Annotated in this window: 15 protein-coding genes; 6 read left to right on the forward strand and 9 right to left on the reverse strand. The window is 44.0% G+C overall.

Translation table 11 applies throughout. The features are described from left to right. Positions 1–44 precede the first annotated feature (44 nt). Together CJF29_RS17460 and CJF29_RS17465 are read left to right on the forward strand one after the other, a co-directional pair. Positions 45–3077, forward strand: coding sequence for an efflux RND transporter permease subunit (locus CJF29_RS17460; protein ID WP_099146069.1), 3033 nt, complete (start codon positions 45–47; stop codon positions 3075–3077). Between the two features lie 48 nt (positions 3078–3125). Then, positions 3126–4397, forward strand: a complete 1272-nt coding sequence (locus tag CJF29_RS17465) for a TolC family protein (protein WP_074556852.1) — start codon at positions 3126–3128, stop codon at positions 4395–4397. A 107-nt stretch (positions 4398–4504) separates the two neighbouring features. Here the strand turns inward: CJF29_RS17465 and CJF29_RS17470 are convergent, their stop codons facing one another. The 9 genes from CJF29_RS17470 to CJF29_RS17510 form a co-directional block, all read right to left on the reverse strand. Then, positions 4505–5740 carry a sodium ion-translocating decarboxylase subunit beta gene (locus tag CJF29_RS17470; protein ID WP_008999797.1) on the reverse strand — a complete coding sequence of 412 codons (1236 nt, stop codon included), beginning with the start codon at positions 5738–5740 and terminating at the stop codon, positions 4505–4507. After that, on the reverse strand, positions 5740–7575 hold the full coding sequence (locus CJF29_RS17475; protein WP_099146067.1) for a biotin/lipoyl-containing protein: 1836 nt from the start codon (positions 7573–7575) through the stop codon (positions 5740–5742). Before CJF29_RS17475 ends, CJF29_RS17470 begins: the two co-directional genes overlap by 1 nt. Positions 7576–7601: 26 nt before the next feature. Next, positions 7602–7862, reverse strand: coding sequence for an OadG family protein (locus CJF29_RS17480; protein ID WP_008999795.1), 261 nt, complete (start codon positions 7860–7862; stop codon positions 7602–7604). Between the two features lie 844 nt (positions 7863–8706). Then, positions 8707–9546 (reverse strand): FecR family protein, encoded by an 840-nt coding sequence (locus tag CJF29_RS17485; protein ID WP_074556854.1) that lies wholly within the window; start codon positions 9544–9546, stop codon positions 8707–8709. A gap of 10 nt (positions 9547–9556) precedes the next feature. Beyond that, positions 9557–10147: an RNA polymerase sigma factor gene (locus CJF29_RS17490; protein ID WP_008999793.1), complete on the reverse strand. Its 591-nt coding sequence runs from the start codon at positions 10145–10147 to the stop codon at positions 9557–9559. 78 nt (positions 10148–10225) lie between these two features. Next, entirely contained in the window at positions 10226–11800 is a 1575-nt protein-coding gene (locus CJF29_RS17495; protein WP_008025990.1) for a peptide chain release factor 3, read from the reverse strand. Between the two features lie 76 nt (positions 11801–11876). Further along, positions 11877–12737 carry a dTDP-4-dehydrorhamnose reductase gene (gene rfbD, locus CJF29_RS17500; protein WP_008999792.1) on the reverse strand — a complete coding sequence of 287 codons (861 nt, stop codon included), beginning with the start codon at positions 12735–12737 and terminating at the stop codon, positions 11877–11879. Next, positions 12738–13280, reverse strand: a complete 543-nt coding sequence (locus CJF29_RS17505) for a DUF4924 family protein (RefSeq protein ID WP_008999791.1) — start codon at positions 13278–13280, stop codon at positions 12738–12740. A 10-nt stretch (positions 13281–13290) separates the two neighbouring features. Then, positions 13291–13944: a LysE family translocator gene (locus CJF29_RS17510; protein WP_008774798.1), complete on the reverse strand. Its 654-nt coding sequence runs from the start codon at positions 13942–13944 to the stop codon at positions 13291–13293. 258 nt (positions 13945–14202) lie between these two features. Here CJF29_RS17510 and purL point away from each other — a divergent pair, with 258 nt between their 5' ends. The 4 genes from purL (at position 14203) to CJF29_RS17530 (ending at position 23352) form a co-directional block, all read left to right on the forward strand. Further along, on the forward strand, positions 14203–17907 hold the full coding sequence (purL, locus tag CJF29_RS17515; protein ID WP_074556855.1) for a phosphoribosylformylglycinamidine synthase: 3705 nt from the start codon (positions 14203–14205) through the stop codon (positions 17905–17907). A gap of 268 nt (positions 17908–18175) precedes the next feature. Further along, positions 18176–22180, forward strand: coding sequence for a response regulator (locus CJF29_RS17520; RefSeq protein ID WP_074556856.1), 4005 nt, complete (start codon positions 18176–18178; stop codon positions 22178–22180). After that, positions 22177–22719, forward strand: coding sequence for a chromate transporter (locus CJF29_RS17525; RefSeq protein WP_008999788.1), 543 nt, complete (start codon positions 22177–22179; stop codon positions 22717–22719). Before CJF29_RS17520 ends, CJF29_RS17525 begins: the two co-directional genes overlap by 4 nt. 84 nt (positions 22720–22803) lie before the next feature. After that, positions 22804–23352 carry a chromate transporter gene (locus tag CJF29_RS17530; RefSeq protein ID WP_074556857.1) on the forward strand — a complete coding sequence of 183 codons (549 nt, stop codon included), beginning with the start codon at positions 22804–22806 and terminating at the stop codon, positions 23350–23352. Positions 23353–23379: the final 27 nt, after the last annotated feature.

The raw sequence follows: 23379 nt of genomic DNA on the forward strand, positions 1-23379 counted from the left end.
TCATTTACAACCTATCATTTATCAACTATCAACTATCATTTATTATGAGTTTAGCTAGATATTCATTAGATAATACGAAAATCATCTATTTCTTTCTTGCCGTATTGCTGATTGGGGGAATCACTTCCTTTGGCAAACTGGGTAAGAAAGAGGATGCTCCTTTCGTGATAAAGTCGGCGGTTATCATGACCCGTTATCCGGGTGCCGAGCCGGCTGAAGTGGAGCGGTTGATTACCGAGCCCATCTCTCGCGAGATTCAAAGTATGAGCGGTGTGTACAAGATTAAATCAGAATCTATGTACGGACTTTCAAAAATCACATTCGAGTTGCAACCTTCCTTGTCGGCAAGCTCCATTCCGCAAAAGTGGGACGAGTTGCGACGGAAAGTGCTCAATATACAGCCACAGTTGCCGAGCGGTGCTTCTGCACCAACGGTTTCCGATGATTTCGGTGACGTGTTCGGCATCTATTACGGTCTGACGGCGGACGACGGTTACACATACGAAGAGATGCGCAACTGGGCGGAACGGATCAAGACGCAGGTAGTGACGGCAGACGGAGTGATGAAAGTGGCTTTGTTCGGAACACAGACAGAAGTGGTCAATATTCTTATTTCGACCCATAAGCTCGTAGGTATGGGCATCGACCCCAAACAGCTTGCCAGTCTGCTGCAATCGCAGAATCAGATTATCAATACCGGAGAAATCCGTGCCGGTGAGCAACAGCTCCGGGTGACTGCTAACGGTATGTACACCACCGTAGACGATATCCGCAACCAAGTAATTACCACAAAGGCCGGACAGGTGAAACTCGGTGATATCGCCGTTATTGAAAAAGGTTACATGGACCCTCCATCCAACATTATGCACGTGAACGGCAAACGTGCCATCGGCATCGGTGTCTCCACCGACCCGCAACGGGATGTGGTGCAGACGGGTAAGAATGTGAAAGCCAAGCTAGACGAATTGCTGCCACTGATGCCTGTGGGATTGGAGTTGCAAAGTCTGTATCTGGAAAACGAGATAGCCAATGAGGCTAACAACGGATTTATCATCAATCTGATCGAATCTATTCTGATTGTGATTGTGATTATCATGTTGGTGATGGGGCTGCGTGCAGGTATGCTAATCGGTTCGTCACTGATTTTCTCCATTGGAGGTACATTGCTCATCATGTCTTTCTTCGGTGTCGGACTGAACCGTACTTCGCTGGCGGGATTTATCATCGCTATGGGTATGCTGGTGGACAACGCCATTGTAGTGACGGATAACGCACAGATTGCCATTGCCCGCGGAGTAGACCGGCGGAAAGCACTGATAGACGGTGCAACGGGCCCGCAATGGGGATTGCTCGGGGCTACTTTTATCGCTATCTGTTCGTTCCTCCCGCTCTACCTCGCTCCTTCTGCCGTAGCGGAAATCGTGAAACCGCTTTTTGTGGTACTTGCCATCTCGTTGGGATTGAGCTGGGTACTTGCACTGACACAGACCACTGTTTTTGGTAATTTCATCCTGAAAGCGAAAGCAAAGGATGGTGCCAAAGACCCGTATGATAAACCGTTTTATCACAAATTCGCTTCTATCCTCCGTACGCTGATTCGCAGGAAAACGTTGACACTAGGTTCGATGGTAGTGCTTTTTGTTGCTTCATTGATTATCATGGGGACGATGCCTCAAAACTTCTTCCCTTCTCTGGACAAGCCTTATTTCCGGGCGGACGTGTTCTATCCAGACGGGTATAGCATCAATGATGTGGTGAAAGAGATGAAATCGGTGGAAGAGCATCTGGCAAAACAGCCGGAAGTGAAAAAAGTGTCGATCACCTTCGGCAGCACGCCGTTGAGGTATTACCTTGCTTCCACTTCCGTAGGGCCGAAACCGAATTTTGCCAATGTGTTGATTGAATTGACAGACAGTAAATATACAAAAGAGTATGAGGAAGATTTCGACGCATATATGAAGGCGAATTATCCAAATGCGATTACGCGTACAAGTCTGTTCAAGCTGTCGCCCGCGGTGGATGCCGCTATCGAAATCGGATTTATAGGACCGGATGTAGACACGCTTGTGGCGCTCACCAATCAGGCATTGGAGATTATGCACCGGAATCCGGATTTAATCAATGTACGCAATTCGTGGGGAAACAAGATTCCTGTGTGGAAACCGATATATAGTCCCGAACGGGCACAGCCATTAGGGGTGTCCCGTCAGGGCATGGCACAGAGTATCCAGATCGGAACTACGGGTATGACGCTCGGAGAATACCGGCAGGGGGATCAGGTGTTGCCTATCTTATTGAAGGACAACACAGTGGATTCGTTCCGCATCAATGATTTGCGCACGCTGCCCGTGTTTGGTACGGGTAATGAGACGACCAGCCTGGAACAGGTGGTATCGGAATTTAATTTCCAGTATCGTTTCTCGAACGTGAAAGATTACAATCGGCAAATAGTGATGATGGCACAGTGCGATCCGCGTCGCGGGGTAAATGCGATTGCTGCTTTCAATGAAGTTTGGCCGCTGGTGCAAAAAGAGATAAAAGTGCCGGAGGGATATACAATGAAGTATTTCGGGGAGCAGGAAAGTCAGGTGGAGTCTAACGAGTCACTGGCGAAAAACTTACCGTTGACGTTCTTCCTGATGTTTGTCACTCTATTATTCTTGTTCAGGACGTATCGTAAACCGACAGTGATTCTGTTGATGTTGCCGCTTATCTTTATCGGTATCGTGTTAGGATTGGTGTTACTCGGCAAGTCGTTCGACTTCTTCTCTATCCTGGGGTTGCTCGGACTGATTGGTATGAATATCAAAAACGCGATTGTGCTTGTGGAGCAGATTGACCTGGAGGCAAAGACGGGCAAAAAGCCGTTGGATGCTGTTGTCAGTGCCACGACCAGCCGTATTATTCCTGTAGCGATGGCGTCGGGTACTACTATTCTGGGTATGTTGCCATTGTTGTTCGATGCGATGTTTGGCGGCATGGCGGCTACCATTATGGGAGGTTTGTTGGTGGCTTCGGCACTGACATTGTTTGTTCTTCCGGTAGCTTATTGTGCTATTCAGAGAATCAAAGGATAATTGCCTACTCTTATATGAAACTTGAATTTATTGTTTAGATTGAATAAAATGAAAACTCAACTTATAACTCTGTCTCTATTGTTCCTCGGCCTCACGGCCGGGGCACAACAGCCTTATCTTAGCCGGGAAGCCTACCGGGATAAGGTGGAAGCTTACAGCCAAATACTGAAGCAACAGAAACTAAAGACGATGGCAAGTACGGAAGCACGGAAAATTGCTCATACCGGTTTCTTACCTAAAATCGATGCCAATGCGGACGGTACGCTCAACATGAGTGACCTTAGTGCATGGAACGAACCATTAGGCGAATACCGCAATCATACTTATCAAGGAGTATTTATCGTTTCGCAACCGTTGTACACAGGAGGCGCGCTCAACGCCCAGCACAAGATTGCCAAAGCAGATGAAAAGCTGAATCAGCTGAACGAAGAGCTTACTATCGACCAAATTCATTATCAGAGTGATGCGGTTTACTGGAATGCTTCTGCCTCACAGGCTATGTTGCAAGCGGCTGATAAGTATCAAAGCATCGTGAAACAGCAGTATGACATCATACAGGATCGTTTCAGCGACGGAATGATTAGCCGTACGGATTTATTAATGATTTCCACCCGGCTGAAAGAAGCGGAACTGCAATATATCAAGGCTCGCCAGAATTATACACTGGCCCTCCAAAAGTTGAACATCTTAATGGGAGAAGAGCCGAACAGCCCGGTAGACAGCCTTTATACGATTGACAAGGCTTCTGCCCCGGTACAGATACTTTCCTTGGAGAATGTACTGCAACGCCGTGCGGATTTTGAAAGTACGGAAGTGAACATCATGAAGAGTGAGGCGCAGCGCAAAGCAGCTCTTAGCCAGTTCAACCCGCAACTGAATATGTATTTCAGTGGCGGATGGGCTACGGCTACACCTAATCTCGGATATGATGTATCTTTCAATCCGGTCGTCGGCATTAATATCAATATCCCGATTTTCCGGTGGGGAGCCCGGTTCAAAACGAACCGCCAGCAAAAAGCGTACATCGGAATACAGAAACTGCAACAGAGTTATGTGACGGACAATATCAACGAGGAACTTTCTGCCGCACTGACCAAACTGACGGAAACGGAATATCAAGTAAAAACTGCTACCGAGACTATGAATCTGGCCAATGAAAATCTCGACCTGGTTTCGTTCTCTTACAATGAGGGAAAAGCGAATATGGTGGATGTGTTGTCGGCACAGCTATCATGGACGCAAGCGCACACGAATCTGATTAATGCGTATCTGTCGGAAAAGATGGCGATAGCAGAATACAGGAAAGTGATTAGCGAATAAAAGAAGAATCTGAAATCTGTATTCATAAAGCAGTATATAATAAGAAATCCGGAGAATGGGCAATATCCATATCTCCGGATTCTTGTATATAAGGTCAGCTATATTGACTACGCAAGGAAGGAAATCAACACACCCGCAGCTACAGCAGAACCGATTACTCCGGAGATGTTGCTCGCCATGCAGTATTGCAATACGTGATTCTTCGGATCGTACTTCAAAGCTATTTCATTGGCTACACGGCTTGCCATTGGAACAGCACTCAAGCCGGTGGCACCGATAAGCGGATTGATTTTCTTCTTAGAGAAGAGATTCACCAATTTCACGAACAAGATACCTCCTGTGATGGAAAGGGCAAATGCCAGGAAACCACCTACTACGATGCCGATAGTTGTCCAGTTCAGGAAGGCTTCTGTGGTCATCGTTGCTCCTACCGACAGTCCGAGGAAGATAGTAGCCGCATTCATGATGCTATTGGAAGCAGCGTCGAACAGGCGGAACGTGTTGGTTCCGATTTCTTTCACCAGGTTACCGAACATCAGCATTCCAATCAATGGCACAGCACTTGGTACGAAGAGAGCCACAACAGTAGTTACCACAATCGGGAAGATAATCTTCAAGACACGGAGGTTCTTGATTTCCGTCTTTGAAGGATACATCTTTTCCTGTTCTTTCATATTGATGCTCAATTCCTTCTTAGTACAGAGCAGTCTCACAACGAGCGGAATAATCACCGGAACGAGTGCCATGTACGAATAAGCGGCAATGGCAATCGGGCCCAGCAAATGTGGCGCCAGTTTGATAGTCGTAAAGATAGCTGTCGGACCATCCGCACCACCGATAATTCCGAGAGAAGCGGCTTCTTTCGGGGTGAATCCCATCAGGATAGCTACCAACAATACGGTAAAGATACCCAGCTGTGCGGCTGCACCGAAAATAGAAAGACGCAGGTTACGCAACATCGGTCCGAAGTCCGTCAACGCACCGACACCCATGAAGATGATCGGAGGTAGGAAACCTGTTTTAATCAGCATATAGTAGATGAAATTCATCAGTCCCAGTTCGTGGGCGATATCATGCAGAGGCATTTCCCAGATGTTTTTCATTACTCCGTTTATCATAATCATGCCATTCTCGTCTGCCTGAATCACACCCATTTCTCCTCCGGGGAAGTTGGCCAACAACACACCGAAAGCGATGGGGACAAGCAGCAACGGCTCGTACTGTTTCTTGATACCCAGATAGAGCAGGACGAACGCGATGGCATACATTATCAGGAACTGCGGATCGGCAATGATATTGCTGAACGCAGTCATGTCATATAAGTTCTCAAATATTTCGTTCATTATCCTATCTTCATTAATACATCATCTTCTGAAACAGTATCTCCCGGATTGGCACAGATAGCAGTCACCGTACCGCCAAACTCTACACGGATAGCATTATAGGTCTTCATCGCTTCTACATAGCAGATTACGTCTCCTTCTTTCACCGTATCGCCTACTTGCAAGGCGGTTTCTTGTGCATTCTTCACCAAAAAGAACTTGCCTTCCAACGGAGAAAGTACTTCTTTGCCTTCGCCTGCCGGAGCAGCGGAAGCACCCGCTGGAGTAGCAGGAAGCTCGGCATCGCCATAAGCTACGGTGACACGATAAGCCTGTCCGTCTACCTGTACGGTCAGTGTTTTCGGTTTAACATCTTCTTCCGGTGATTTATCTTTTTCGGCACGGCGTTTTGCCACGTCTTCGAGGAAGTCTTCTTTGGCTTTACCACTCTTGTAGGCTTCATATTGAGCCGGGTGCATCGCATATTCGAAGAGTTCTTCGTCGTCCTGTCCTGCTTCCCATTTGTTCTCTTTCATCAGTTTGCGATATTTGTCGAGAGCATCCGGATAGTTGTCCTGTGGATCGCCTTCGAAGAACTTACGGCCTTCACGTTCCGCCTTTTCAATGATTTCCGGAGCAAGTTTGCCCGGCAAACGTCCGGCTTTACCCAGAATCATGTCCCAAATATCATCGGCAATCATTCCCCAACGGTCTTTTCCTTTTTCCATTGCCATCACGTTCATCATGGCAAGGTTCTTCACATATTGACTGAATGGAGTCACCAATGGAGGATAACCGGCACGAGGCCATACGTAAGCCACTTCGTCAAACAGTTTGATGAGCAGCTGATCTTGCGTCATAAACGGCAGATTGTGTTTTGCCTTATATTTATTGATGGATTCCAGATTGGATTCGAGGTCGGCCATCAGACTACCCATCATACCGCCGGGAAGTCCGGGAGCAATCAGCAAGGAGTTCATCAGGCGGTTTTTCGGGCTGATATACAGGCCGAGGAAGTCGTCCATAAATTCCTGAATCATGCCACGCACTTTCATGTAGGCTTCCATATTGATTTCGGGCACTTGATATCCGGCATCTTTCAGCATGGCTTGTACGCTAAGCAAATCGGCGTGACCTGTTCCCCATGAAAGTGGTTCCATACCGACATCGATGTAGTCGCAACCTGCTTGGCATACTTCAAGGATACTTGCCATATTGAATCCGGGACCTGCATGACTATGATACTGAACAGGGATTTCGGGATGTGCCGCTTTGATATTGGCTACGATCTTACCTAATGATACCGGACGGCCAATACCTGCCATATCTTTGATACAGATTTCATCTGCACCCAGTTTGATAAGTTCCAGCGCCATATTGGTGTAGTACTCTACCGTATGGATAGGCGAATGAGTGATACAAAGCGAGCATTGTGAAATCATGCCTGCTTCCTTTGCGTATGTGATGGAAGGAGCGATATTACGCACATCGTTCAATCCGCAGAACGTACGAGTAATGTCTGTTCCTTGTGCTTTCTTTACTTTGTAGAATAATTTGCGGACGTCTGCCGGAACGGGGCTCATACGAAGTCCGTTCAGTGCGCGGTCGAGCATGTGGGTCTGAATACCGGCTTCATGGAACGGTTTTGTCCATTCGCGCACGGCTGTATTCGGGTTTTCACCAAACAATAAATTTACCTGTTCAAAACCTCCGCCATTTGTTTCTACGCGGGCGAAACAACCCATTTCAATGATGGCCGGAGCTACCTTTACGAGTTGGTCTACACGAGGTACATATTTTCCGGCTGATTGCCACATATCTCGGAAAACCAAGCTAAACTTTACTTCTCTTTTCATGTCTTTCAGTGATATTCTTTATAGATTTATAATTTTTCTACTTTAGTGATTTTTCCTTTACCCTGTGTCACCACATTCACAGCAGCAGTAATGGCTGCTAAAATGTTTCCCGGAACAGGTGCAGGACCTCGCGGTGCTTCCCGCTTCACAGGAACCACTTCTTCGGGGGCGTACTTGTTGACCAATGCAATCAACAACTTACCTAAATAAATCACAATCAGCAGAATAACAAATACGGTAGCCATTCCGACCACCATCAGCAGGATCGCTGTTTCGATATTTTCCATATAATAAACTATTAGTAATTTAAGTTGTTCGTCTAAAAAGCGTTCGAAAATACCAAATTTTTATTATAAAATAAATTAAGAAAGGAATATAATGTATAAAACTGTCATTTCTCTGATTGATAATCAGAGCATTTATGAGCAGAAACTTATTACAAAAAAAATGTGAGAGAAAGCCCCTCAACTTTCTCTCACACTCTGATAAAACAATTATTAAATAAAAATACTCAATGATAAACCGGTTTAGCCCTCATCTGGTTTCATACCCTCTTCTTAACCTATTAAATTACCAGATAAAAACCGGTCTTGTTAAACCTCTCATGCGCCATCACGGCTTTCATTCTTTTAATTAGCGTAGCAGTCTAGTTGAAAAACCCTTTTAAGCCAACTTGTTTGATCGGGAAAAACAAGCCTTCTAAAGCTCATATAACCCTGGCGAGGGAACCATTTCTGACCTACGTCTCTGGCAGGAATTTTTCATCTGCCCACTGCCTATTGTTTGCTTTGAGCCTTAGTTTGTATTCTTTTCGAAATATTGTTTGTTTTGAGTCTAGTTTGTATTTCCTACAAAGCATTCTATTGTTTGTTCTGAATTTAGCTTGTAATTCCCTACAAGGCTTTCTATTGTTTGTTTTGAGCTCCGGCCTTTATTCCTATAAGGAAGATGACCGGATAATTCCTTCTACAACATTTAATCTTCTAATCAATTCTACCGTTTTTTTCAAACATCATTAAATAGCTCTTATATTAGAAAGAGAAGCATCCATTTGTTTTTTACCAAGAAAAAATGAAGAAAATTTGAAGAAAAACAAAAAAGCCTCTCCTGACTATCCAGAAGAGGCTTTTTTTATTGCAAAATAATTTCTTTCCCTCGAATTTGATAACTGATTCCACACGAGCCGAAGACTTTTTCCAGCGTGGCGTTCAGGTCTTTCGTCAAAACCGTCCCGTTGTAGGTCAGCCCTTTGCACTTCTCGCGCCCGACGACTGTTACCTTAAATATGTGTTCAATATCTGCCACTACATTTATCAGCGGATCGTCTTCATACCCCAACACCTCGGGGAACTCCGATTCTTCTGCCTTTTTCTCTACCGGCACAATCTTGTTCTCATCGCAATGCACGCTTTCCCCGGCAAGCAATGTATGCTTACCTACAGCAGTCTCGACTTTCACACTTCCTTCCTCACAGTTGACGGTCATCTTCTTTCCTTGCTGATCGATGAGGAATTTCGTTCCCAGTACGGTTACGTCGCCGGCTTCTGTACGGACCGTGAATGTCTTGCCTTTGGTTACGTTAAAAGAGGCTTTACCCAATAGTTGCAATTTGCGCTCCCAAAGCCATGTGATATGATTGTAAGTCAGGCGGGAATTTTCCATCACCTGCACAGTACTGCCATCCGGCAATTCATAGTTCATAGCAGTGTTATCAGTCACCACCTTTTCTTCTGCCAGGAAGTAACCGCCTATCCCCAAAAGAAGGACAACTGCCGCTGCCACTCCCCATGAGAAAGAGAAACTTCTCCCCGCACCTTGTTTTCTTCTCCGGCTTAAGGCGATCTTATGGCTCTCCTCACGTTGCAACTTCAGCTTATCACCTATTTCTTTTTTACGAGAAAAGATTTCGCCAACCAGAGGAAGTTTTCCTTCTTCTAAGTATTTATCTAAAGATTCTGTCCACTTTTCCATATCTCACACCTCAATTAAAAATCCACAAATTAGCTGCTACCAACAACAAGAAAGATTTGCTCATACGCTCCCGCAAACTGGAGATAGCCATATGAGTAGTATTGTAAACCGTACGTGAAGTGAGTCCCATCACCTGGGCTATTTCTTCCGGACTCATCTTCTTATAGTACTTAAGATACAATACCTCCCGCTGTTGCTTCGTCAAATTGTTCAGCTCTTTCTGCAAAACTTCCAGCTGTTCTTTTTCTAACTCTGAACGGATAATAGCAGTTTCAATATCGATCTCCAGATCAAACTGATATTCGTTTGTGCCTACTTCATCCAGTGATTTTAATGAGCCACTATTCTCTTTTTTCAGTTCGTTCACTATCATGTGTCTCAACGAGACACATAAGTAAGCGGGTATGGATTGAGGGGCTGCGCAAGTTTCTCTTTTCTCAAAGATGTAAACAAACAACGACTGTATCGCCTCGGTTACCAAAGTCTCATCACCGGCTATCTTCATGCCATATCCATACAGTAAATCTGCATATTGCTCATAAAGCTGCCGGAATGCCTCTTCATCCCCTTGCTGAATTTTATCCCAGGATAGTGTCTTCATTTCTATTCACTCATTTATATGAGATATGTTTTTCCTTTTTTTACCTGATTTTTTAGTTAAAAATCAACGGAATATATTTTAAAACTCACTTGTAAAGTGGAATTTGATGTGTTTAAAGTCCATCTGCGCCATCTGAAGTACATAACCGGAGTCTGCCAGGAACACATCGCGCCCTTCTCTATCCTTTGCCATATACTGGTATTTACGTTTCTTGAAGGCTTCCAGTTCTGCAGGATCATCGCTTTCTACCCAGCAGGCCTTATAAAGACTTACCGGTTCCCAACGACAGGACGCATTGTATTCATTCAACAAACGGTACTGAATGACCTCAAACTGCAACTGTCCCACCGTACCAATAATCTTACGGCCATTGAACTGATTGACAAACAACTGTGCCACACCTTCATCCATCAACTGGTCGATACCTTTCGCCAACTGTTTCTGTTTCATCGGATCGGCATTTTCGATATACTTGAACATCTCCGGTGAGAAGCTCGGTAATCCGCGGAAATGAAGCATTTCACCTTCTGTCAGCGTATCGCCAATCTTAAAGGTACCATTATCCGGCAGACCGATAATATCTCCTGCATAGGCTTCGTCAATCGTTGTTTTACGCTGTGCCATAAATTGGGTGGGCGATGAAAAACGCATGGTCTTTCCATGACGAACGTGCACATAAGGAGCATTGCGGACAAACTTGCCGGAGCAAATCTTACAGAATGCCACACAAGAACGGTGGTTGGGATCAATATTGGCTGTAATCTTAAAGATGAATCCGGTGAATTTCGGTTCATCGGGGTTCACTTCACGCTCTTCTGCCTGTACAGGACGAGGACTGGGAGCTATCTCCACGAAACAGTTCAGCAGCTCTTGCACACCGAAGTTGTTCAACGCTGATCCGAAGAATACCGGTGCACAGTCTCCTGCGAGATAGGATTCCGAATCAAATTCGGGATAAACGCCTTCGATCAGTTCCAGATCACCACGCAGTTTGTCTGCCAATGGCTTGCCAATCTGCTGATCCAGTTCTTCCGTATGAATATCGACTGCCACTTTTTCTGTTACCATCTGTTTGGATGGCTGGTATAAGTCCAGTTTCTGTTCGTAGATGTTGTATACTCCTTTGAAACGTGCTCCCTGCTCTATCGGCCAGGATAAGGGACGAACCTGAATCATCAGTTCTTCTTCGAGTTCATCAAGCAAGTCGAACGGGTCTTTTCCTTCACGGTCCATTTTGTTGACGAAGATAATTACCGGAGTCTTTCTCATGCGGCACACCTCCATCAGTTTACGCGTCTGCGTTTCCACACCTTTCGCACCGTCTACAACGATGATAACGCTGTCCACAGCAGTCAGCGTACGGTATGTGTCTTCGGCAAAGTCCTGGTGACCCGGAGTATCGAGAATGTTGATTTTATAATCTCGATAGTCGAATTCCATCACGGAAGTCGTTACCGAAATACCACGTTGTTTCTCGATTTCCATCCAGTCGGACGTAGCCGTCTTTTTTATCTTATTACTCTTTACAGCACCTGCTACCTGTATCTGACCACCGAAAAGCAATAGCTTTTCCGTCAATGATGTCTTACCGGCATCCGGATGCGCAATAATGGCGAACGTTCGCCGTCTCAAAATTTCTGTATTATCTGCCATAGTTGTTAAATTGAGAATTGAAAATTGAAAATTAAAAAATGATACTCAAAGTGGTTTCTTTTTTATTTCTCAACTCTCAATTTTTAATTTCCAATTTCTCCAGGCATCGTTGGAGACTTTCCTCCCAATGGGGGATTTCGATGCCGAATGTTGTTTTTATTTTTGTTTTATCAAGTACGGAGTATGCCGGACGGTTGGCCTTTGCAGGATATTCAGCTGTATGCAGAGGTTTCACTTTGCAGGAGGTTATTCCCGCCAGGCGATGAATAGCCACTGTGAAATCATACCAGGAACAAACGCCTTCATTGCTGAAATGGTAGATGCCGCGGACTATACCTTTATTAATAATGGTATAGATAGCACGTGCTAGGTCATTGGCATAAGTCGGGGTTCCGATCTGGTCGAAAACAACTCCCAGACTGTCACGCTCTTTTCCAAGACGGATCATTGTCTTCACAAAATTATTGCCGAAGATGGAATAAAGCCATGCAGTACGGATTACGACTGCTTTCTCGCAATAATTCATCACGTCATATTCTCCTTCCAGTTTGGTGGTGCCATATACAGAGTCCGGACAAGGATCGCAATCCTCCGTATACGGAGTGTGTGCAGTACCATCAAAAACATAGTCGGTAGATACCTGTATCATAGCGGCTCCATTGAATTGTGCCGCACTTGCCAATTGTTTCGGTGCTTCGCAATTCAATTGATAGGCTAGTTCCGAATTATCTTCCGCTTTATCTACGGCCGTATAAGCGGCACAGTTCACGACAAGCTCAATCCGCTTCTCTGCGATATAAGCCCAAACGGCTTGCTTGTCACAGATGTTTAGTTCTTCTACATCTGTGAAATAATACGTATGTTGCGGGTTCTCTTTTGCAAGCACCTGCATCTCATTGCCAAGCTGACCGTTGGCACCCGTTACCAAAATTCTCATTTATTCATCCAGTTTTAATTCACCTTTACGGTCTTTATCATAATAGTTTGCCAACATAGAAAGGAAACTAGTGATAGCTTCCACTGCCTTAGCAGTACCTTCACTGATAGGCTTTTTTTGAAGACGAAGCAGGAGTACTCCATACAATGCCTCAAAACAGGTCTCCAATTCGGGCTCTTTCTTACCGTTTTTATTCCGTAATTCTACTATAAACGGCAATGCCTTGAAATAAGCGGCACTGTAAAAAGGAAATTTAGGAGAAGAAGCCAATGCGTTATGCAACTCTGTCAGATTGATAATCACATTCTTATTAATCTGCAAATGGCCTTTTTCCCGTACTCCTTCCTCACTCATCATCGTAATCAGATTGGTATACCATTCTCTCATGGCAGGCTGCTGATCTGCCGGATAACGGGTAATTATATTTGCCTCCATCTCTTCCGGTTCACAATGATTGGCGCGGATCAAGTCTTCCTCTTGCCACATATATATAAGGTACTCGGCAATATTCTTCTCTTTCAGTTGTTGTGCTATCTGATTCATAAGTTATCTCCTAATAAAGTGATTCTCCCAACAAAGTAAAAATCAGTCCGGCAAGGGATACCAGCATTACAATACTTCCTACAACACGATTCAGTATCCAGATACCACGCAAGTTGAATTTAGTGCGCACTTTGTTCACAAAGTAAGTAATCCCCAACCACCAGGTCAATGCCCCTATAGCAATAGCAACATAGCCTGTGATTTCTTCGAACACCAGAACTCCCGGCTGCACAAAAGCAAAACGGGCGAAAAGTCCGATAAACAGGAAGATTATCAAGGGATTGGAAAGAGTGACGAAAAATGCGGTAATAAAGTTATGGAAATAAGAACCTTTGCTGGAGGAAGCCGGACGAATGGACTGCACCGGGTTGCTACGAAAGGTATATATACCAAAAAGGAGTAGCATGATGCTCCCCAATAATTGCAGATAGAAAATATTCTTATTAATATAATCGAACACAAAGCTCATCCCGTAGCCGGTGAGCAAAGCGTATGCTATATCGCTCAAAGAGGCTCCCAGACCTGTTACAAATCCATACCAACGCCCTTTATTCAAAGTCCTCTGGATGCATAATACGCCCACCGGACCGAGGGGTGCGGACACAACAACGCCAATAATAAAGCCTTTCACTAATATATCGAATATTGTCTCTATCTGAATCATGTCGCAAATATCGCACTTTTTTGTGATATGGGGATAGTATATTAACGTTTTTTCCACACAAGAATCACTATATATAGCGATAATAAGTAAAACGTACATCGAAAATAAACATATTAAATAAGGTATAGGAATTTATTCTCTATTTTTTTCCTACCACCAACGAAATTGATTATCTTTGCGCCACAGAAAAAGAGAAGAGTTTCTCCTGCAGGAACTTCAATCGTAAAATCGTAAATCGTAAAATCGTAAATATACAACATGATTCTTTTTTTCAGAACCCCTTCCAAGAGCGTGATTGCCGTAGAGAGCAACCATCAGCTCACCCCTGACGAAAGTAATAAACTCTGCTGGCTTTTTGGCGAAGCCGTGATGGAAAGTGAAGAAAACCTGAAAGGCTGTTTCGTTGGCCCACGCCGCGAAATGATCACTCCCTGGAGTACAAACGCAGTAGAAATCACCCAGAACATGGGGCTCGAAGGCATAAGCCGCATCGAGGAGTACTTCCCTGTTAAGGACGAAAATGCCGATTACGACCCGATGCTCCAACGCATGTACAAAGGACTCGACCAAAACGTATTCACAACAAACCGTCAGCCGGAGCCGATCATCTATATCGAAGATCTCGAAGTGTACAACGAAAAAGAAGGTTTGGCTCTTTCTAAAGAAGAAATGGACTACCTGAAGAAAGTAGAAAAGGACCTCGGACGGAAGCTGACAGACTCTGAAGTATTTGGTTTCGCACAAATCAACTCCGAACACTGCCGCCACAAAATTTTCGGCGGAACGTTTATTATCGACGGCGTAGAACAGGAATCTTCTCTGTTCCAAATGATTAAAAAGACGACACAGGAAAATCCGAATAAAATAATCTCTGCTTATAAAGATAACGTAGCCTTCGCTGAAGGTCCGGTTGTGGAACAGTTTGCTCCGGCAGATCATTCAAAACCTGATTTCTTCCAGGTAAAGGACATCAAAAGTGTTATCTCACTGAAAGCGGAAACTCATAACTTCCCTACTACTGTAGAACCGTTCAATGGTGCTTCTACCGGTACGGGTGGTGAAATCCGCGACCGTATGGGTGGTGGTAAAGGTTCATGGCCGATTGCAGGTACTGCTGTCTATATGACTTCTTACCCGCGCATAGAAGAAGGACGCGAATGGGAAGAGATTCTTCCGGTACGCAAATGGTTATACCAGACTCCGGAACAGATTCTAATCAAAGCATCCAATGGTGCTTCCGATTTCGGTAACAAGTTCGGCCAGCCGCTGATCTGCGGTTCGGTACTGACTTTCGAACATACGGAAAACAAAGAAGTTTATGGTTACGACAAAGTAATCATGCTTGCCGGTGGTGTTGGTTACGGTACACAACGTGACTGCCTGAAAGGCACACCGGAAGCTGGAAACAAAGTGGTAGTAATCGGTGGTGACAACTACCGTATCGGACTGGGTGGCGGTTCCGTATCTTCTGTTGATACCGGTCGTTACAGCAGCGGTATCGAGTTGAACGCCGTGCAACGTGCCAATGCAGAAATGCAGAAACGTGCCAACAACGTCGTACGCGCTCTTTGCGAAGAAGAGGTGAATCCGGTGGTTTCTATTCATGACCACGGTTCTGCCGGACACGTAAACTGCCTGTCCGAACTTGTGGAAGAATGTGGCGGAGTGATTGACATGAGCAAGTTGCCTATCGGTGACAAGACTTTGTCTGCTAAAGAAATCATCGCTAACGAGAGTCAGGAACGTATGGGTCTGTTGATTAAAGAAGAAGCCATTGAACATGTACGTAAGATTGCCGAACGCGAACGCGCTCCGATGTACGTAGTCGGTGAAACAACCGGCGATCATCGCTTCGCTTTCCAACAGGCTGACGGTGTACGTCCGTTCGACCTTGCCGTAGAACAGATGTTCGGTTCTTCTCCCAAGACATATATGATAGACAAAACAGTGGAACGTCATTACGAAATGCCGAAATACGAATTGTCTAAACTACATGAATATCTGACAAATGTATTGCAGCTTGAAGCTGTAGCCTGCAAAGACTGGTTGACAAATAAGGTAGACCGCTCGGTAACAGGTAAAGTGGCTCGTCAGCAATGCCAGGGTGAACTTCAGTTGCCGTTGAGTGACTGTGGTGTCGTAGCACTCGACTACCGTGGCGAAAAAGGTATCGCTACCTCTATCGGACATGCTCCGCAAGCAGCATTAGCAGATCCGGCTGCCGGCTCTATTCTTTCTGTATCCGAAGCGCTGACCAATCTGGTTTGGGCTCCAATGGCAGAAGGTATGGACAGTATTTCACTGTCTGCCAACTGGATGTGGCCTTGCCGCTCTCAAGAAGGTGAAGATGCCCGTCTTTACACAGCTGTCAAAGCATTGAGCGATTTCTGCTGCGCACTGCAGATCAATGTTCCTACCGGAAAAGACTCTCTGTCTATGACACAGAAGTATCCGAACGGTGAGAAAGTGATTTCTCCGGGAACTGTGATTGTTTCTGCCGGTGGTGAAGTTTCCGATGTAAAGAAAGTGGTATCTCCGGTATTGGTTAACAATGAAAAGACTACGCTTTATCATATTGATTTCAGCTTCGATGAACTGAAACTGGGTGGTTCGGCTTTCGCACAATCTCTGGGTAAAGTTGGTGACGAAGTACCTTGCGTACAAGATGCCGAATATTTCCGCGATGCTTTCCTTGCCGTACAGGAACTTATCAACAAAGGCCTGATCCTTGCAGGACACGATATTTCTGCCGGTGGTTTAATTACGACATTGCTCGAAATGTGCTTCTCTAATGTAGAAGGCGGTATGGAAATCAGCCTCGACAAGATGAAGGAACAGGATATCGTTAAGATTCTGTTTGCTGAAAATCCGGGTATCGTTATCCAGATCAGCGACAAGCATAAGGATGAAGTGAAGAAGATTCTGGAAGATGCCGGCGTAGGCTATATGAAGTTGGGTAAACCGACTGACGAACGTCACATTCTAGTATCTAAAGATGGAGCTACTTACCAATTCGGTATCGATTATATGCGAGATGTGTGGTATTCTTCTTCTTACCTGCTCGACCGAAAACAATCTATGAACGGTTGTGCTAAAGCACGTTTCGAGAACTACAAGATGCAGCCTCTTGAATTTGCTTTCATGCCGGAATTCAAAGGTAAGCTTTCTCAATATGGTATCACTCCGGATCGTCGCACTCCAAGCGGTATCCGTGCAGCTATCATCCGTGAGAAAGGTACGAACGGTGAACGCGAAATGGCTTACTCACTCTACCTGGCAGGTTTCGACGTGAAAGACGTGACGATGACCGACCTCATCAGCGGACGCGAGACACTGGAAGATGTAAACATGATCGTTTACTGTGGCGGTTTCTCTAATTCCGATGTATTGGGTTCTGCTAAAGGATGGGCAGGCGCATTCCTGTTCAACCCGAAAGCTAAAGAAGCATTGGATAAATACTATGCACGCGAAGATACATTGTCATTAGGTGTCTGCAACGGTTGCCAGCTGATGATGGAACTCGACCTTATCAACCCGGAACTGAAGAAGAAAGGCAAAATGTTGCATAACAATTCGCACAAGTTCGAATCACGCTTCCTCGGCCTTACTATCCCGACTAACCGCAGTGTGATGTTCGGCTCTCTGAGTGGAAGCAAACTGGGTATCTGGGTAGCTCACGGAGAAGGTAAGTTCTCTTTACCATATGACGAAGATAAATACAATGTGGTAGCGAAGTACAGCTATGACGAATATCCGGGCAACCCGAACGGTTCCGATTATTCTATCGCAGCACTGGCTAGCGCAGACGGACGTCATCTGGCTATCATGCCGCACCTGGAACGTTCAATCTTCCCATGGCAAAACGGTTGTTATCCGGCCGACCGCAAGAACAGCGATCAGGTTACTCCATGGATAGAAGCGTTCGTCAATGCTCGCAAGTGGGTGGAAGCGAAAATGAAATAAATCATTTCTATACTCTACAGAGGCTGGTACTTTCAATAGTATCAGCCTCTTGTTTTATTAAACTTTCCGCTCTACCGAAAGACGTTTGGCAGATACCAAAACACCGAAAACAAACAGTATATACCAATAGCTATCAAATAGTCTGTTTTCTTCATTTTTGGAGCGCTGTTATCTTTCACCAAAATTTTGTAATATCGGAAAATCTTCTTAATTTTGTCAAACTTTCCCCCTCATAAAAGATTCAATAACCCTTAAAAGTCCTATTTGTATGAAAAAATGGCTTTTTCTAATCTTATTGTTTCCTCTAACTTGTGTCGCGCAGACGTATCGATATCTTGGAGTGGAGGATGGGTTAAGTAACCGGCGGGTATACTGCATTCAAAAAGATAAAACCGGATACATGTGGTTCCTCACGCACGAAGGTATTGATCGATACAATGGAAAAGAGTTTAAGCGATATAAGTTAATGGATGGTGACGTAGAAGTGAACTATCTGTTAAATTTAAACTGGCTTTATATCGATCAGGAAGGAGTCTTATGGGAAATCGGAAAAAAAGGAAAAGTATTCCGGTATGACCAGATTCACGACTGCTTCAGCCTTGTATATAAATTACCGATGGAAAGTTTCAGCGAACAGCCGGACCCGGTCACTTATGCCTGGCTCGACCAGAACAAACACATCTGGCTGTGTAATAAGGATACCATCTTCCTCTATAACACGGAAACTCAACAAGTCACCCATATAAAGAATGATATAAGTGAAGACATCACAGACATTGAACAGATAGACGAATCGCATTTCTTCATCGGTACGGAAATGGGTATCCATTATGCGAAACTGGAAAATAATGCACTTGAGCTTATCAATTGTGATAAGTTGGAGAGTGTGAAAGCCCAGGTCATCGATTTACATTTCGACAAAAAGATTCGTAAACTATTCATCGGAACTTTCCTGCGGGGAATCATGATTTACGATATGAATACCAAATCTGTTATACGTCCGGAACAGAACCTGAAGGATATTAGTATCACACGATTCAAACCGCTAAATGACAAAGAGTTATTGATAGCTATAGATGGTGGAGGAATGCACAAGATGAATGTGGATACTTATCAAATAGTACCCGATATTGTTGCTGATTACAACAGTAACAATGGTATGAACGGTAACAGTATTAATGATATCTTTGTGGATGATGAAGAACGGATATGGCTGGCTAATTACCCCATCGGAATCACAATACAAAACAACCGCTATACCAGTTACAAATGGATTAAACACTCTATTGGCAATAAACAGTCTTTAATTAATGACCAAGTGAACTCCATTATTGAAGACAGAGACGGAGATTTATGGTTCGCAACGAACAATGGTATCAGTTTTCTCAATTCAAAGACCGGACAATGGCGATCGGTGCTTAGCGCTTTTGAAGAGTCGCAAGGTAATAAAAGTCACATCTTTCTTACTATATGCGAAGTGGCTCCCGGAACTATCTGGGCAGGCGGGTACTCTTCCGGTGCTTATCAGATAGATAAAAAGACATTCAACGTCAGCTATTTCATGCCGCCTTTGTACACTCATACAAACAAGCGGCCGGATAAATATATACGTGATATCCGTACAGATATGCAGGGGTATATCTGGTCAGGAGGATTCTACAACCTCAAGCGTATTAATCTAAAGACGCAGGAAGTACGGTTTTATGATGGATTAAATTCCATTACCGCCATCGTTGAGAAGGATGAAAAAAGTATGTGGATCGGTAGTGCCACCGGCCTATGTCTTTTAGATAAAGAATCCGGTAAATTCGAGCGTATAAAACTTCCGGTAGAATCAAGTTATATCTACTCCCTGCACCAGGCAAAAAATGGATCATTATATATAGGTACCAGCGGATCGGGACTCTTGATTTATGATATTAACAAAAAACTGTTCACTCATTACCACACAGAAAACTGTGCTTTAATATCTAATAATATCTATACTATATTATCGGATGCCGATAGAGACATACTGATGAGTACAGAAAGCGGGCTGACAAGCTTTTACCCCAATGAGAAGAAATTCTATAACTGGACCAAAGATATGGGATTGATGACTACACATTTCAATGCACTGTCGGGTGTTCTCCGGAAAAACAATAAATTTATTTTAGGGAGTTCGGACGGAGCTGTGGAATTTGATAAGGACATGAAATTGCCCAGAGGCTATTCTTCTAAAATGATTTTCAGCGATTTCAAGCTTTTCTATCAGACAATCTATCCGGGCGATGAGAATTCTCCGTTGAAAGCAAGTATCAATGATACAAAGGTATTGAAATTAAAATACAATCAGAATATATTCTCTTTGCAGGTTTCTTCTATCAACTATGACTATCCTTCCAACATTCTTTATTCCTGGAGGCTGGAAGGTTTCTATGATGAATGGAGCAAACCCGGAACGGAGAATACGATTCGTTACACCAATCTTGCTCCGGGCACATATACGCTAAGAGTACGCGCCATCTCCAATGAAGACAAACGCATCATGCTTGAAGAAAGAAGTATGGATATTGTCATAGCCCAGCCTTTCTGGTTGACATTCTGGGCTGTATTGGTTTATACAGCTTTCCTTTGTCTCATTGCAATCGTTCTATTGCGTATCCTGATTTTAAGAAAGCAGCGTAAAGTCTCTGACGAGAAAATACATTTCTTTATCAATACGGCGCATGATATCCGTACTCCATTGACACTTATCAAAGCACCTTTGGAAGAACTACGCGAAAAAGAGGAGTTGAGCAAAGAAGGTATTTCGAACATGAATACGGCATTACGAAACGTAAATGCCCTGTTGCGCCTGACGACCAATCTTATCAACTTTGAGAGAGCGGACGTATATTCTTCCGAGCTATATATTTCAGAGCATGAACTAAACACGTTTATGAATGAAATATTCAATGCATTTCAGCAGTACGCCAACATCAAACACATCAATTTCACTTATGAAAGTAATTTCAGGTATATGAATGTATGGTTTGATAAAGAGAAGATGGAGTCTATTTTTAAGAACATCATTTCGAATGCATTGAAATATACTCCTGAAAATGGAAATGTACAGGTTTTCGTTTCTGAATCAACAGATTCATGGAGTGTGGAAGTCAGAGACACGGGAATCGGAATTCCGGCTAACGAACAAAAGAAGTTGTTCAAGCTCCATTTCCGCGGCAGCAATGCTATTAACTCCAAAGTAACGGGAAGCGGTATCGGTCTGATGCTTGTATGGAAGTTAGTCCGTTTGCATAAAGGAAAGATCAATCTGTCAAGTATCGAAAACCAAGGATCAGTTATCAAAATAACGTTCCCCAAAGATAGCAAGCGTTTCCGGAAAGCACATCTGGCAACTCCGAGCAAACAGCGTATAGAAATCGAAAACGTTCCGTCTTCATCGCCTGAAATTTACGAAAACGCGCAGAAGAAAGAGAACATAAATCATCGTCGTATCTTAATTGTGGAAGATAATGATGAGTTGCGCAACTATCTGTCGCAAACGTTATCCGAAGAATATGTCGTACAGGTTTGTTCCAATGGAAAAGAAGCACTGACGATTATTCCCGAGTACAAACCGGAGCTGGTTATTTCAGACATTATGATGCCGGAAATGCGAGGTGATGAATTATGTCAGGCTATCAAGAACAATATCGAGACTTCCCACATCCCTGTTATCCTGCTGACTGCTTTGAATAATGAGAAAGATATTCTCTCGGGACTTCAGATTGGTGCGGATGAATACGTTGTGAAGCCATTCAACATTGGTATATTGAAAGCAAATGTGGCCAATCTATTGGCTAATCGTGCACTTTTGCGCAGCAAATACGCAAACCTGGATCTGAATGATGAGGAAAATGATGAAGACTGCATTAACTGTTCACAGGATATTGACTGGAAGTTTATTGCAAACGTCAAAAAGAATGTGGAAGACAACATCGACAATCCGGCTCTGACGGTAGATGTGTTATGCAGCCTGATGGGAATGAGTCGCACAAGTTTTTACAATAAATTAAGAGCATTAACCGATCAGGCACCGGGAGATTATATCCGGCTGATTCGTCTGAAACGTGCCGTACAATTACTAAAAGAAGACACACATAGCATAACAGAAATTGCAGAAATGACGGGATTCAGTGATGCCAAGTACTTCCGCGAAGTATTTAAGAAGCATTTTAATGTAAGCCCCAGTCAGTATGGCAAAGAGAAAAAAACAGCTAGTAAGGAAGGAGGAGAAAAGAAAGAATGAACATTTATCTCGAAGCATTTGGAATCTTTTTTAAAATAGGCGCCTTTACCATTGGAGGAGGGTATGCAATGGTGCCACTGATTGAAAATGAAATTGTCACCAAGCGAAAATGGATTGCGCAGGAAGATTTTATAGACCTGTTAGCTATCTCCCAATCCGCTCCGGGAATTCTGGCAGTCAATATTTCTATCTTCATAGGATATAAACTGCGTGGCATCCGGGGAAGTATTATCACAGCATTGGGTACTGTTTTGCCGTCTTTCATTATTATATTAGCTATCGCCCTGTTCTTTCATAGCTTCCAAGACAATCCGATAGTGGAACGTATTTTTAAAGGAATTCGCCCGGCAGTGGTGGCACTCATCGCGGCGCCGACCTTTACCATGGGACGATCCGCAAAAATCAACCGCTACAATCTGTGGATTCCTGTTGTCTCGGCATTATTAATCTGGCTGTTGGGCTTCTCCCCTATCTGGATTATCATTGCTGCCGGTGTAGGAGGGTTCCTGTGGGGAAAACTTAGAAAAGTCAAGAGCTAAGAAAGGAGAGTTACCGTAAAAGTAGTGTAATCCATACCTACTTTTATTATATAAATAAATTATAGTGATATCATCATTAATTATATGATCTACTTACAGTTATTCTATACGTTTTTCAAAATCGGCCTCTTTGGTTTCGGAGGTGGGTACGCCATGCTTTCCATGATTCAAGGTGAAGTGGTTACTCGCTACGGATGGGTGAGTTCACAGGAGTTTACTGATATTGTAGCAATCAGTCAGATGACTCCGGGACCTATCGGCATTAATGCAGCGACCTATGTAGGGTTTACTTCTACCGGAAGTGTTTGGGGTTCCATCATTGCAACCTTTGCAGTGGTCCTCCCCTCTTTTATCTTGATGCTGACCATTAGCAAGTTCTTTTTAAGGTATCAGAAACATCCTGTAGTGGAATCTATCTTCGACGGGCTGCGCCCGGCAGTAGTAGGATTACTCGCTTCCGCTGCACTGGTATTAATGAATGTAGAAAATTTCGGTTCACCTACGGAAGATACTTATTCATTCGTCATCAGTATCATTATATTCCTGATCGCTTTCATCGGAACAAGAAAATACAAAGCCAATCCGATATTAATGATTATCGGCTGCGGCATTGCAGGGTTACTACTTTATTAACAGTGAGCGATTGAATGATATACCATA

This window comes from Bacteroides celer (assembly GCF_002632415.2).
In the GTDB taxonomy this organism is placed as follows: Bacteria; Bacteroidota; Bacteroidia; order Bacteroidales; family Bacteroidaceae; genus Bacteroides.